At 59.0% G+C, this 13907-nt stretch carries 10 protein-coding genes; 2 read left to right on the forward strand and 8 right to left on the reverse strand.

What is annotated here, in order from left to right:
* Positions 1-57: 57 nt before the first annotated feature.
* The 5 genes from BLR20_RS03265 to BLR20_RS03285 all read right to left on the reverse strand — a co-directional run bounded on the left by BLR20_RS03265 (position 58) and on the right by BLR20_RS03285 (position 4464).
* Positions 58-1206 carry a Gfo/Idh/MocA family protein gene (locus BLR20_RS03265; RefSeq protein ID WP_010433830.1) on the reverse strand — a complete coding sequence of 383 codons (1149 nt, stop codon included), beginning with the start codon at positions 1204-1206 and terminating at the stop codon, positions 58-60.
* Between the two features lie 99 nt (positions 1207-1305).
* Positions 1306-2073 (reverse strand): SDR family oxidoreductase, encoded by a 768-nt coding sequence (locus BLR20_RS03270; protein WP_054992849.1) that lies wholly within the window; start codon positions 2071-2073, stop codon positions 1306-1308.
* 27 nt (positions 2074-2100) lie between these two features.
* Positions 2101-3168: a phosphotransferase family protein gene (locus tag BLR20_RS03275; protein ID WP_054992848.1), complete on the reverse strand. Its 1068-nt coding sequence runs from the start codon at positions 3166-3168 to the stop codon at positions 2101-2103.
* Between the two features lie 213 nt (positions 3169-3381).
* A complete protein-coding gene (locus BLR20_RS03280; RefSeq protein WP_010433839.1) occupies positions 3382-3699 on the reverse strand; it encodes an SCP2 sterol-binding domain-containing protein in 318 nt (105 codons plus the stop codon).
* A 54-nt stretch (positions 3700-3753) separates the two neighbouring features.
* The gene (locus BLR20_RS03285) at positions 3754-4464 is read right to left on the reverse strand and encodes a histidine phosphatase family protein (RefSeq protein ID WP_054992847.1); all 711 of its coding nucleotides are present in this window, start codon (positions 4462-4464) and stop codon (positions 3754-3756) included.
* 205 nt (positions 4465-4669) lie between these two features.
* On the opposite strand from BLR20_RS03285, the gene sohB reads away from it, so the two are divergent.
* A complete protein-coding gene (sohB, locus tag BLR20_RS03290; protein ID WP_054992846.1) occupies positions 4670-5692 on the forward strand; it encodes a protease SohB in 1023 nt (340 codons plus the stop codon).
* A gap of 539 nt (positions 5693-6231) precedes the next feature.
* Here the strand turns inward: sohB and BLR20_RS03300 are convergent.
* Together BLR20_RS03300 and BLR20_RS03305 are read right to left on the reverse strand one after the other, a co-directional pair.
* Positions 6232-6726 (reverse strand): DUF934 domain-containing protein, encoded by a 495-nt coding sequence (locus BLR20_RS03300; protein WP_010429422.1) that lies wholly within the window; start codon positions 6724-6726, stop codon positions 6232-6234.
* Positions 6710-8368 (reverse strand): nitrite/sulfite reductase, encoded by a 1659-nt coding sequence (locus BLR20_RS03305; protein ID WP_010429423.1) that lies wholly within the window; start codon positions 8366-8368, stop codon positions 6710-6712. Before BLR20_RS03305 ends, BLR20_RS03300 begins: the two co-directional genes overlap by 17 nt.
* Before the next feature lie 553 nt (positions 8369-8921).
* On the opposite strand from BLR20_RS03305, the gene BLR20_RS03310 reads away from it, so the two are divergent.
* Positions 8922-10076, forward strand: coding sequence for an ABC transporter substrate-binding protein (locus BLR20_RS03310; RefSeq protein WP_054993680.1), 1155 nt, complete (start codon positions 8922-8924; stop codon positions 10074-10076).
* Here BLR20_RS03310 and metH read toward each other — a convergent pair.
* Positions 10033-13752 carry a methionine synthase gene (gene metH / locus BLR20_RS03315; protein WP_010429430.1) on the reverse strand — a complete coding sequence of 1240 codons (3720 nt, stop codon included), beginning with the start codon at positions 13750-13752 and terminating at the stop codon, positions 10033-10035. The two genes, BLR20_RS03310 and metH, sit on opposite strands and share 44 nt — an antisense overlap.
* Between the last annotated feature and the right edge of the window lie 155 nt (positions 13753-13907).

Genomic DNA, 13907 nt, shown 5'->3' on the forward strand with positions numbered 1-13907 from the left:
GCAGAATGGCTGCCCGAACGTGGCGCATTCTACCCCTTGTGCAACGCTTGCAGGAAGTCAGATGTCGGTGAGCGCGACCCAGCGCTGTTCGGCTGCAGCCACACGTATCGCTGTTGCCAGGCGCTCGATCTGCCACGCTTCTTCGAAGTCCGGGCCACGGCTGCGCTGACCGCATACGGCCTGGATGAGCGCCTGTACTTCGAGCGCCTTGAGCTCGTTGTAGCCCAGTTGGTGGCCGGGAGCCGGGCAGAATGCGGCGTAACCCGGTTGTGCAGGGCCGGCCAGCAGACGTTGAAAACCGTCGCGTCCCGCCGCGCCTGTACGGTACAGGCGCAGTTCGTTGAGCCGCTCCTGATCGAACGAAAGCGTGCCCTTGGTGCCGCTGATCTCGAAACTCAGGTGGTTTTTGTAGCCGTGTTTGAGCCAGCTGCTGCTGAAGGTTCCGCGTGCTCCGTTGGCAAAGCGCAGTAGCGCGTGGGTCTGGTCGTCCACTGCAATGGCGCGCATCTGGTCGCTGCCGATGCTCGCCGGGCGTTCACGGTGTACGGTGCTGGCGTCGGCGCAGACTGCTTCGATGTCGCCCAGCAAATGACGAGCCATTGCCAGCAAATGGCTGCCCAGGTCGGCCAGCGCACCGCCCGCATGCGCTGCTTCACAACGCCACGACCAGGGTGACGCCGGATCGCCCATGAAATCCTCGCTGAACTCGCCCTGAAAGCTGACGATCTCGCCCAGTTCGCCGGCTTCGAGCATTTCCCTGGCGAGCCCGATCATTGGGTTGTGCTGGTAGTTGTAGCCGACCTGGGTGACTACACCCGCAGCCTTGGCACTGCGGCGCATCTCATCGGCCTGGGTGAGGTTCACGGCCAGCGGTTTTTCGCAATATACCGCCTTGCCTGCGGCGATAGCGGCCATTGCCATCGGGAAGTGCAGATGATTAGGGGTGGTAATTGCCACGATCTGTACGTGCGGATCATCGATCAACTGCTGCCAGTCAGCGTGGCTGCGGTCGAACCCCCAGGCACTTGCGCACTGCTCGGCGCGAGCACTGTCGGCATCCGCCAGCGCGCTGAGCCGTATGCGCGCAGGCAGGTCGAGCGCAGCGTTGGCATTGCCGAACGCTAGCGCATGAGCGCGGCCCATGAAGCCTGTGCCGATCAGTCCGATACCCAGTTGCGCAGGCGATGTGGAAAGGGATTCCCGCATGACATTCTCCAGAAAGGATTGTTGTTATGCGGAAAATATATTCCATATATTCTAACCATGGAAAATTAATTCACTTTCTTTGTGCCAGTCAGGCGGTTCTCAGGATAGAAAGCCTCCATCGACGTTCAACGCCACGCCGGTGGTATAGCTGGAGGCCTCGCTTGCTAGGTAAAGCACTGCTCCGGCCATCTCGCTGGGGGCGGCAACGCGTTTCAGCGGGATCTGCGACAGCGCCATGTTGAGGATCGCGTCGTTCTTGACCAGTGCCGATGCGAATTTGGTATCTGTCAGGCCGGGAAGCAGGGCGTTGCAACGGATGCCGAATTCAGCGCACTCCTTGGCAAACACCTTGGTCATGTTGACCACGGCTGCCTTGGTCATCGAATAGACACCTTGATAGGCGCCCGGCGATACCGCGTTGATGGACGCCACGTTGATGATGCTGCCGCCGCCGTTTTCGCGCATCAGCTTGCCCGCTTCCACGGACATGAAAAAGTAGCCGCGAATGTTGACGTCGACCGTCTTCTGGAATGCTCCTGGATCGGTGTCCAGCACATTGCAGAACTGCGGGTTGGTGGCGGCGTTATTGACCAGAACGTCCAGACGCCCGAACTGCTGACGGATCTGCGCGAATGCATGGGTTATCTGTTCCAGCTCACCAATGTGGCAGGCAATGGCTGTTGCCTTGCCACCCTCGCTGACGATGGCGTCCGCCACTGCCTGGCAACCCTCGATCCGGCGGCTCGAGGCGATAACTTGCGCGCCTTGCTGGGCAAGCAGCCTGGCGATGGCTTCACCGATTCCTCGGCTGGCGCCTGAAACGAAGGCAACCTTGCCATCAAGGTCGAAAAGCTGGGTTCTGGACATGTCATTTCCTTGTCTTGGCGCTGGCTGTCAGAGGCTGGATTTTTCGATCACACTCAGGCTCATCTGCTCCAGCAGCCTGTTCATGTGAATGAATTGGGCAAAGCGTTTGTCCTGGGTCTGGCCATGAAAAAAGCGGTAGTAGATCTGTTGCACGATACCGGCCAGACGGAACAGGCCATAGGTGTAATAGAAATCGAAATTGTCTATGCGCACGCCGGCGCGCTCGGCGTAATAGTCGACAAATGCCTGGCGGGTCAGCATCCCCGGAGCATTGCTCGGCTGGCGACGCATCAATTGAACAGGGGCCGGGTCGTCAGCCTGTATCCAGTAGGCGAGGGTGTTGCCCAGGTCCATGAGGGGGTCGCCCAGCGTGGTCAGCTCCCAGTCCAGCACGCCGATGATGTGCATCGGGTTGGCGGGGTCGAGGATCACATTGTCGAAACGGTAGTCGTTGTGCACGATGCTCGAGGTGGGTGAGTCGGCAGGCATTTTGGCTACCAGCCACTGCCGGACCTGCTCCCAGGCCGGAGCGTCCGGGGTCATTGCCTTCTCGTAGCGCTCGCACCAGCCGGAAATCTGCCGCTGTACATAGCCCTGCGGCTTGCCGAGGTCACCCAGGCCACAGGCCTGGTAATCGACGCGATGCAGGTCCACCAGTTTGTCGATGAAGTTTTTGCACAGCTGTTCGGTCTGTCGTGCATCCAGCGCCAGTTCCGGCGGCAGGTCAGAGCGCAGGATGATCCCCTTGACGCGCTGCATCACGTAGAACTCCGAGCCGATCAGCGACTCGTCCGTGCAGTGCATATACGCCTCGGGACAGTAGGGAAAGGCTTCCTTGAGCTGATTGAGAATGCGGTACTCGCGACCCATGTCATGCGCCGAACGCGCCTTGTGTCCGAAGGGTGGACGACGCAGCACCAGTTCCCGCTCAGGGTACTGAAGCAGGTAGGTCAGGTTCGATGCGCCGCCCGGAAACTGACTGATCGTCGGCATGCCGTGAAGATCCGGCATGTGCGCCTTCAGGTACGCGTCGATCAGGGAGGCGTCCAGTTCTTCGCCTGTGCGAATCTCGGTGGACTGGTCAGTCAGTGCCATACGTATCCCTTGTGTTTATTATGGTCAGCGCAAACTATTGACTAATCTAATGATCGTCCGTTTCACGATCAAGCGCATGAGCGCTTTATAGGCTAGCGTGTTGCCGAGCAATCAGTGGCTCTGATTGCTGTTTTATAGAAAGATGCACGCACAAAAAAACCGAAGCCGCCAGGGCTTCGGTTTTCAGGTAGTACGGCCTGCAGCGCGGCAGGTTTATACCGGGAACAGCTCGCTGAGCTTCATGGCCAGCATCATGTCGCCCTCGGCACGCAGCTTGCCGCCCATGAAGGCCTGCATGCCATCGGTCTCGCCGCTGACGATGCCCTTGAGGGTCTCGCTGTCCATGACCAGAGTCACGTTGGCATCCGGGTTTTCGCCTTCCTGCAGGTCGCAGGTGCCGTCCTTGACGATCAGAGCGTATTGCTTGTCTTCGTCGGTGATATTGAAACCGAAGACCAGGTCCAGACCGGCAGCAGCAGCTGGGTTGAACTTGTTTTTCATGGTCTGTACGGCGTCTGCTACTGAGGTCATGTGGTGATCCTTTTGAGTGAGTGCCAGCGTCCAACAAGACGCGATTGGCCGGGCTCAGCGATAGGTGATGAGCTCCGGCGCCTTCAGCAGTTGCAAATGTGTGTAACCGTTGAAGGAAGCCAGGGTAACGTCGTCGCCTTTGAATTTAAGCTGGTGCAACGACGTATTGACGATGTGCCAGTGAAGCTCCAGTGCCTTTGATGCAGGCATTCCGGTAATGAGATGCAGCAGGGCGGTAATGGTGCCGCCGGACGTGAATACCGCGATACGCTCGTGCGGGCCGGCAGCCTGGAGAATCCGCTTCAGGCCTGCTTCGACGCGCGCAACGAACGCCTGCCAGCTTTGCAGCCCTGGCGTGTCGTGATTGCCACTCAGCCAGCGCCCGGTAATCAGGTTGAACAGGCGCTGGAATCCAGCAGGATTTGCGGCGGCGTCGCGCAGAATCTCCAGCGCTTGCGGTTCGTCTTCGAGCATCGCCGGTATCAACGCCCTGATCACGCCTTCGGCATCGAATTCATCGAACGCGCTGTCCAGCTGCACATCAGGCGTATCAAGGCCCGCTTCGGCGTACTGGCCCAGCATATGCCGGGCGGTATCTTTCTGGCGCATTAGCTCACCGGACACACAGCGATTAAAGCTCAGGCCCTGCTCGGCAAGGTAGGCACCCAGCACCTGTGACTGACGAATACCCACGGGCGACAGCACGTCGTAATTGTCTGCACCAAATGAGGCCTGGCCATGTCGTATCAGGTAGATGCTGCCCACGTCCGTTTCTTCTCGGTACGCCGAAGGTGCACCGAGGTTATGAGGGATGCCGGGGGACTGTCAATGAAAAAACATACGCTCGTTTGAAATCATCGTTTTAATGGTTTGTAACGGGTCATTGGCTGGTGCGCCGCACAGGGCGTCGGTATGCTGCATTCATCACAGCCCTTGATTGGTAAGGGCCTGACACTAATGAGGGATATTCGTGGATTTCGTTGTCGATTACGCAAGTTTTCTGGCCAAGACCGTGACGCTGGTGATCGCCATCGTTGTGGTGCTGGCTGCCATTGCGTCCATGCGTGGCAAGGGCCGTCGCAAGTCGTCCGGACAATTGCAGGTCACCCGGCTCAATGATTTCTACAAATGCCTGCGCGAACGGCTTGAGCAGTCATTGCTCGACAAGGAGCGCCTCAAGACGTTGCGCAAGGAGCAGGGCAAGGCGCTGAAGAAAGAGAAAAAGCAGGCCGAGCCCAAGGCCCGTGTCTATGTGCTGGATTTCGACGGGGATATCAAGGCCTCGGCCACTGAAAGCATGCGTCATGAAATCACCGCACTGCTGACCCTGGCCACTGACAAGGATGAAGTGGTACTGCGTCTGGAAAGCGGCGGCGGCATGGTCCACAGCTATGGCCTGGCGTCGTCGCAACTGGCGCGCATTCGTCAGGCGGGCATCCCGTTGACGGTGTGCATCGACAAGGTCGCGGCCAGTGGCGGCTACATGATGGCGTGCATCGGCAACAAGATCATCAGCGCGCCGTTCGCCATCCTCGGGTCCATTGGCGTTGTGGCACAGCTGCCCAACGTCAATCGCCTGTTGAAGAAGCACGACATCGATTTCGAAGTGCTGACCGCAGGTGAGTACAAGCGCACCCTGACCGTGTTTGGCGAAAACACCGAAAAGGGCCGCGAGAAATTCCAGCAGGATCTGGACATCACCCACGACCTGTTCAAGAACTTCGTTGCCAGCTATCGCCCGCAATTGTCCATCGACGAAGTGGCAACGGGTGAGGTATGGCTGGGCATGGCAGCGGTCGACAAGCTGCTGGTCGATGAGCTCAAGACCAGTGACGAGTACCTGGCTGAGCGAGCCAAGGACGCAGACGTGTTCCACCTGCACTACGTGCAACGCAAGAGCCTGCAGGAGCGCATGGGCATGGCGGCTGCCACCTCTGCGGATCAATTGGCCACCAAATGGTGGGGACGTTTGACTCAGCAGCGGTTCTGGTAGGAGTGCGTGAAAAGGTGACCTGAGTCGAATCCAAGTCACCTGATGGCGCAGAACCGCTTTGCGACGCGGAGCGTCACGAACTGCATTCCCACGCGGAGCATGGGAACGATAGTCGTCAGATCCCGAGTCGTGCTCTTAACCAAACTGTTTTAAAGTGCTTTTCAACCGCGATGGCACTGACGACGCAGAGTACGACGTAAGTGACGGCTGAGTCCTGGCGCTGATCCAGGGCTAGCCTGGCTGGACGCCATGCTAGCCGCACCGGGCCATGGATGGCCCGTTGCGGCGACCCCCGGATCAGTGACAGGGCGAAGGAACCCGACGAAGTCGGGCCGGAAACGGAGCTTGGGACTTTGCTCACTTTGGTCCCTCAAAGTGAGTCGCCGAGGGCGAAAAGGTGACTTGAGCCGAACGCCAATCCACCTGACATCGCAGAATCGCCGTGTGACGCAGAGCGTCACGAACTGCGTGCCTACGCGAAGCGTAGGCACGATAGTTATCTTAATTGAGCACCGGGACGAGACGCCGAGACGCCTGAATCAGCGGCGCCGGAACAGCGGCAGCGGCTCGTCGGTCGCAGCCTGATAGGTGACCGAGAAGTCCTTCAAGCCTTCCAGCGCCTCATACGGATCCTTGTCGGCACGCACCGCAAACGCATCGAAGCCACAGCGGCGCATGTAGAACAACTGATCGCGCAGCACGTCGCCGATGGCGCGCAACTCACCCTTGTAGCCATAACGATCGCGCAACAGGCGCGCATTCGAGAAGCTGCGACCATCAGTGAAGGCCGGGAAATTCAGGGCGATGACCTGAAACTGGTCAACGTCCTCGCCGATTTCCTCGGCTTCCTCATCGCTGTCCAGCCACACACCCAGACCACCATCGCGTGCCTTGAGGGCGTGCGCGTGTTCGCGCCATAGCGCCAGCGGCACGATCAGGTCGTCGCAGTTCGACAGGCTGTCAAACGTAGTGTCCTTGGGCAGCAGGTGCCAGGTTTCATCGATGACTTCGTTGTTCTTAATGATTCGCTGCATAGACGCGCTCCTTGAAAGGGTCAATGCCAATACGTTGGTAGGTGTCGATGAAACGCTCGTCTTCGGTACGTTTTTCAACGTAGACGTCGATCAGCTTCTCGATCACGTCCGGCATCGCCTCCTGGGCAAAGGAAGGGCCGAGAATCTTGCCCAGGCTTGCGTCACGGCTGGCACTGCCGCCGAGCGAAACCTGATAGAACTCTTCACCTTTCTTGTCCACGCCCAGCACGCCGATATGGCCGACATGGTGGTGGCCGCAGGCGTTCATGCAGCCGGAGATGTTCAGGTCCAGCTCGCCGATATCGAACAGGTAGTCCAGATCGTCGAAACGACGCTGGATGGATTCGGCAATCGGGATCGACTTGGCATTGGCCAGTGAGCAGAAATCACCGCCCGGGCAGCAGATGATGTCGGTCAGAAGGCCAATGTTCGGCGTCGCGAAACCATTGTCGCGCAGCTCGTTCCACAGGCTGAACAGCTCACTCTGCTCAACATCGGCGAGGATGATGTTCTGCTCGTGAGAGGTGCGCAGTTGACCGAAGCTATAGCGATCGGCCAGGTCGGCAATGGCGTCCAGTTGCTTGTCGGTCACATCGCCAGGGGCGACGCCGGTTGGCTTGAGCGACAGGGTCACGGCAATGTAGCCAGGCTTCTTGTGCGCCAGCACATTGCGTTGACGCCAGCGAGCGAAACCTGGGTGTTGGGCGTCCAGCGCTGCCAGTTCGGCGTGCTGATCGCTGAGAGCCTTGTATTGCGGGTCAACGAAGTGCCGGGAAACGCGCTGCACTTCGGCTTCGGTCAGGGTGGTCTGACCGCCACGCAGGTGAGCCATTTCAGCCTCGACCTTGGCGGCGAACACTTCAGGGGTCAGCGCCTTGACCAGAATCTTGATTCGCGCCTTGTACTTGTTGTCGCGACGGCCATAGCGGTTGTAAACCCGCAGGATGGCGTCGAGATAGCTCAGCAGGTCCTGCCACGGCAGGAACTCATTGATGAAGGCACCGACGACAGGCGTACGGCCAAGGCCGCCACCGACCAGAACGCGGAAGCCCAGTTCGCCAGCTTCGTTACGCAATGGCTCGAGGCCGATGTCATGCACTTCGATGGCTGCGCGGTCGCTGGTCGAGCCGTTGATCGCGATCTTGAACTTGCGCGGCAGGTAAGCGAATTCAGGGTGGAACGTGGTCCACTGACGGACGATCTCGCACCATGGACGCGGGTCTACCAGTTCGTCTGCCGCCACACCGGCAAACTGGTCGGTGGTGACGTTGCGCAGGCAGTTGCCACTGGTCTGGATAGCGTGCATCTGCACGGTCGCCAGTTCAGCGAGAATATCGGGAACATCTTCAAGCGCAGGCCAGTTGAACTGTACATTCTGGCGGGTGCTGATGTGCGCGTAGCCTTTATCGTAGTCACGCGCGATTTTCGCCATCATGCGCGCCTGGCGAGAGGTCAGCTGACCGTAGGGAACGGCGACGCGCAACATTGGCGCGAAGCGCTGAACATAAAGACCGTTTTGCAGGCGCAACGGTCGAAACTCTTCTTCGCTCAGTTCCCCGGCCAGGTAGCGTCGGGTCTGATCCCGGAACTGCTTGACGCGGTCCTCGATGATCTTCTGATCGTAATCGTCGTATACGTACATATAGGTCCTGTTCTCAGGCTTCGTCATGAAGCAGGGCAGTGGCGTCAGTCTGGAAAAAGCCCGCTGCTCGTTGTTTCCTGCTTCATCTGGTCAATTCTGCGCGCACGGCCGCGCACTCCCCGGGGAGCGAAGGCGACGATAGCAGTTTGCAGTTATCGATAAAAGTGATGTTTATATATATGCAAATCACTAAAAGCGATAAACAAAAGGGCGACTGTTCATATCCCTGCTTGCCGTGTGGGCAAGACTCGACTTAACTGAACTCTGACCGATGCCGAACAGGTGTCGAGACACTCCTATTCATGTGCAATCACCCACAAGACCGACAAGAGGCGATGCGATGAGCAAGCACCCAAAAATAGCCAAGCCAGCCAGATCCGTGGATACCTGGGCCATTTTATTCATTGTCATTCTGGCGGTAGGCGCCGCGATGTTCTGGGCCAGCAGCCAGTGACAGGCTGATAAAGAATCTGCCGAGGTCTCCAGAACCTTGCTGCCGCAGCCGATAACTCGCTCGTAGCGATAAATCCCTGCTGCTTCAAGGTTCGTTGATATGAAGGCGTTATATGCTGGCTGGCTGATGCTGTGCAGTTGTCTGTGGGCTGGGACGACACACGCCGCCTCGGTAGTATTTCTGAGCCCCGGTGCAGCATCCGATAATTATTGGCAAAGTTATTCCCGGGTCATGCAGACGGCTGCCGACACCACCGGCATGTCGCTGAAAATACTTTTTACCGAGCGCGACACCCGCAAGTTGCTCGATCTGGCGCGAGCGACGCTGCAGGGGGACGAGCGCCCGGATTACCTGTTGTTTTCCAATGAGCTGAATATCGCCCCTGAAGTCCTGCGTATGTCCGTGGGCAGCGGGGTCAAGCTGTTTGCCGTCAACAATACGCTGACCCCTGACCAGATCCGGATTCTCGGTGACCTGCCATCGCGCTATCCGAGTTTCATCGGCAGCCTGGTGGGTAACGATGAAGAGGGCGGTTATCTGACAGCAAAACGGCTTATCAGTCTCGCGGCTCCTATCACGGATGGTCAGGTCATCGACATGCTGGCATTTTCCGGGACCAACACCACGCCCGTTTCCCTGTTGCGTGAAAAAGGCATGCTGCGCGCCCTGGCCGAGCATCCGGAGGTGCATCTACGGCAGATTGTGCTGGGTGGCTGGCGCCGTGATCGCGCGCTCGAGCAGGCTCGCGTGCTATTCAAGCGTTACCCACAGACACGCCTGGTATGGGCTGCCAACGAGCAAATGGCGTTCGGTGCGATGGATGCATTGCGCGAGAGAGGCGGCAAGCCGGGGCAGGACGTATTGTTCAGTGCTATCAACGGCACGTCACTTTCGCTGCAGGCTCAGCTCAATGGCAGTCTGAGCGTTGTGGCTTCAGGGCATTTCACCCTGGGCGGGTGGGCGATCATTCTCTTGCACCGCTATGACACTGCCCAAAGGCAGGCGCGGCAACAGATCGGCGCACGCATCATTGATGTGGTTCACGTCGTCGAGCCGCAGGATGCGCAACGCTTTCTGAATGCAGCCAGGGGCGAGCATTACCGGCTCGATATTCAGGCATTCAATGTGCAAGCTTCTGGCGAAGCGTCGCCATTTTCCCTGAAAGGGATGTTGCCGCCTGATCACTCAAGCGGCGATAACCGGTCAGGCGTTACTCGTCGTAGCCCAGGTTCGGGGCCAGCCAGCGCTCGGTGACACTGAGGTCCTGGCCCTTGCGGGCGGTGTAGCTTTCGACCTGATCCTTGTCGACCTTGCCCACGGCGAAGTATTGCGCCTGAGGATGGGCGAAGTACCAGCCGCTGACCGCTGCAGCCGGGAACATCGCGTAGTGCTCGGTCAGGAACACACCGCTCTTGCCTGCGGTGTGTTCGGCGCTGCCTTCCGGCAGTGGATCGAGCAGGGCGAACAGGGTGCCCTTTTCCGTGTGATCGGGGCACGCTGGGTAACCGGGCGCCGGGCGTATGCCCATGTATTGCTCCTTGATCAGCGCCTCGTTATCCAGTGCTTCGTCTTTTGCATAGCCCCAGTATTCCTTGCGCACCTGCTGGTGCAGCCATTCGGCGCAGGCTTCGGCGAGACGGTCGGCAAGCGCCTTGACCATGATCGAGTTGTAATCGTCGCCCTTGTCCTGATACGCCTTGGCAACTTCCTCGGCGCCAATGCCGGCAGTGGTGATGAACCCGCCGATGTAGTCGGTCAGGCCACTGTCCTTTGGCGCAACGAAGTCGGCCAGCGAGAAATTCGGCTTGCCGTCAGGCTTGATGGTCTGCTGGCGCAGGTGATGCAACCTGGCCAGCGGCTTGCCGTCGTCGCCATAGACTTCCAGATCATCGTCGTTGACCTGATTGGCCGGCCAGAAGCCGAAGACCGCGCGGGCGCTGATCAGCTTCTCGTCGATCAGCTTGCGCAGCATCTGTGTGGCGTCGGCGTACAGCGCGGTGGCTGCTTCACCGACCACTTCGTCGTTGAGGATGCGCGGGTACTTGCCAGCCAGGTCCCAGGAAATGAAGAACGGCGTCCAGTCGATGTACTCGGCCAGCACGTTCAGGTCGATATCCTCCAGCACCCGGGTACCGGTGAACGTCGGCTGAGCAGGGGTGTAGTTTTCCCAGTCGAACTGTGGCTTTTTAGCCACTGCAGCACCGTAGCTCAGGCGTTCAGTGCGCGCGCTGCGTGCCGAGGTGCGCTCACGCACTTCGATGTATTCGAGTCGGGTCTTTTCAATGAAGGCCGGCTTCAGCTCTTTCGACAGCAGCTGGGTCGCGACGCCGACTGCTCGGGAAGCATCGGTGACGTAGATCACTGCGTCATTGCTGTATTTGGGCTCGATCTTTACCGCCGTGTGCGCCTTGGACGTGGTAGCGCCGCCGATCATCAGCGGCAGGTGAAAGTCCTGGCGCTGCATTTCCCGGGCGACATGCACCATTTCGTCCAGTGACGGGGTGATCAGGCCGGATAGGCCGATAATGTCGCATTTCTCGTCGCGGGCCACTTGCAGGATTTTTTCGGCAGGCACCATCACGCCCAGGTCGACGATGTCGTAGCCGTTACAGCCCAGCACAACGCCGACGATGTTCTTGCCGATGTCGTGCACGTCGCCCTTGACCGTCGCCATCAGGATCTTACCCTTGGCTTCCGGCTTGTCGCCCTTTTCCAGCTCGATGAACGGAATCAGGTGCGCCACCGCCTGCTTCATCACGCGTGCGGACTTGACCACCTGGGGCAGGAACATCTTGCCTGCGCCAAACAGGTCGCCGACCACGTTCATGCCCGCCATCAGCGGGCCCTCGATCACTTCGATGGGCCGCGCGAACCCCAGGCGCGACTCTTCGGTGTCCTGGACGATGTGGGTGGTGATGCCCTTGACCAGCGCGTGTTCCAGACGCTGATTGACCGGCCAGCTGCGCCATTCTTCGGTTTCGGCTTCCTTGACGCTGCCATCACCCTTGAACTTGTCGGCAATCGCCAGCAACGCGTCGGTACCCTCCGGATTGCGGTTGAGCACCACGTCTTCGACGCAGTCGCGCAGTTCAGCGGGGATCTGGTCGTAGATTTCCAGCTGACCGGCGTTGACGATGCCCATGCTCAGGCCATTGCGGATCGCATGCAGCAGGAACACCGAGTGGATCGCTTCACGCACCGGGTTGTTGCCGCGGAACGAGAACGACACGTTGGACACGCCGCCCGACGTCAGCGCATATGGCAGCTCGTCACGGATGTAGGCGCACGCGTTGATGAAGTCCACGGCATAGTTGTTGTGTTCTTCGATACCGGTGGCGATGGCGAAGATGTTCGGGTCGAAAATGATGTCTTCCGGCGGGAAGCCCACTTCGTTGACCAGAATGTCGTAGGAACGCTTGCAGATTTCCTTCTTGCGCGCCTCGGTATCGGCCTGACCCTGTTCGTCGAAGGCCATGACCACCACGGCCGCGCCGTATCGCTTGCACAGCCGTGCGTGATGAATGAACTGCTCGACGCCTTCTTTCATGCTGATGGAGTTGACGATGCCCTTGCCCTGAATGCACTTGAGGCCGGCCTCGATCACTTCCCACTTCGAGGAGTCGATCATGATCGGTACGCGGGAGATGTCCGGCTCGCCTGCGATCAGGTTGAGGAAGGTCACCATGGCCTTCTTCGAGTCAAGCATCCCTTCGTCCATGTTGATATCGATCACCTGAGCGCCGGCTTCGACCTGCTGCAGGGCGACTTCCAGCGCTTCGGTGTAATTGTCTTCACGGATCAGGCGGGCAAAGCGCGCGGAGCCGGTAATGTTGGTACGCTCGCCAACGTTGACGAACAGCGACTGGCGATCAATGGTGAACGGTTCGAGGCCCGACAGGCGGCAGGCCTTGGGAATGTCCGGAATTTCCCTGGGCGCGTAACCCGAAACAGCCTCGGCAATCGCCTTGATGTGGGCCGGGGTAGTACCGCAGCAGCCGCCGACGATGTTCAGGAAACCGCTTTGGGCGAATTCTTCGATGATCTTCGCCGTCTGGCTCGGCAGTTCGTCGTATTCGCCAAATGCATTCGGCAAGCCGGCATTGGGGTGCGCGGAGACATGGGTGTTGGCTTTATTGGCCAGCTCTTGCAGGTAAGGGCGCAGTTCGCTGGCGCCCAGTGCGCAGTTCAAACCGACCGAGATCGGTTTGGCATGGCTGATCGAGTTCCAGAACGCTTCGGTGGTCTGGCCGGACAGGGTGCGCCCCGAGGCATCGGTGATGGTCCCGGAAATCATGATCGGCAGCTCGAAGCCCACTTCTTCGAACACACCCTGTACAGCAAAGATCGCCGCCTTGGCATTGAGCGTGTCGAAAATGGTCTCGATGAGGATCAGGTCGGCACCGCCTTCGATCAACCCCTTGGTCGCTTCGGTGTAGTTCTCGACCAGTTCGTCGAACGTCACGTTGCGATAGCCGGGGTTGTTGACGTCCGGGGACAGCGAGCAGGTGCGGCTGGTAGGGCCCAGAACGCCCGCAACGAAGCGCGGCTTGTCCGGGGTTTCCAGCGTCTTGGCGTCTGCGACCTTGCGTGCCAGGCGTGCACCTTCGACGTTCAGTTCGTAGACGATCGATTCCATGCCGTAGTCGGCCTGGGACACCTGCGTGGCGTTGAATGTGTTGGTCTCGAGAATGTCGGCGCCAGCATCCAGATAAGCCTTCTCAATGGCGCCGATCACGTCAGGACGGGTCAGGATCAACAGGTCGTTGTTGCCTTTGACATCGCTGGGCCAGTCGGCAAAGCGCTTGCCGCGATAATCCTGTTCTTCGAGCCTGTAGCTCTGGATCATGGTGCCCATGCCGCCATCGAGGATCAGGATCCTCTGTTTCAGAGCAGTGAGAAAGGCTTGATGGCGGGCGCTGCGGTCAGACATGGGGGCTACCTTGAGAAGGTCGATTCTTTAAAGAACGGGATGATAGCAAACCGGAACGGTTTTAGTGTTGTTGTGCCTTTTGCATGAAAATCATTCATGTTTGAGTCGAGGGTGCCCTTGTAGAATTGTGTCATTTTAATATCAGAGCCCTCGGG

The sequence above is a fragment of the Pseudomonas congelans genome, from assembly GCF_900103225.1.
GTDB lineage: Bacteria > Pseudomonadota > Gammaproteobacteria > Pseudomonadales > Pseudomonadaceae > Aquipseudomonas > Aquipseudomonas congelans.

Excerpts from the sequence above, each read along its gene's own strand:
- metH (WP_010429430.1), bottom strand. The coding sequence starts at position 13,752 with ATGTCTGACCGCAGCGCCCGCCATCAAGCCTTTCTCACTGCTCTGAAA.
- BLR20_RS03275 (WP_054992848.1), bottom strand. The coding sequence starts at position 3,168 with ATGGCACTGACTGACCAGTCCACCGAGATTCGCACAGGCGAAGAACTG.
- BLR20_RS03305 (WP_010429423.1), bottom strand. The coding sequence starts at position 8,368 with ATGTACGTATACGACGATTACGATCAGAAGATCATCGAGGACCGCGTC.
- BLR20_RS03300 (WP_010429422.1), bottom strand. The coding sequence starts at position 6,726 with ATGCAGCGAATCATTAAGAACAACGAAGTCATCGATGAAACCTGGCAC.
- BLR20_RS03265 (WP_010433830.1), bottom strand. The coding sequence starts at position 1,206 with ATGCGGGAATCCCTTTCCACATCGCCTGCGCAACTGGGTATCGGACTG.
- BLR20_RS03270 (WP_054992849.1), bottom strand. The coding sequence starts at position 2,073 with ATGTCCAGAACCCAGCTTTTCGACCTTGATGGCAAGGTTGCCTTCGTT.
- BLR20_RS03310 (WP_054993680.1), top strand. The coding sequence starts at position 8,922 with ATGAAGGCGTTATATGCTGGCTGGCTGATGCTGTGCAGTTGTCTGTGG.
- BLR20_RS03280 (WP_010433839.1), bottom strand. The coding sequence starts at position 3,699 with ATGACCTCAGTAGCAGACGCCGTACAGACCATGAAAAACAAGTTCAAC.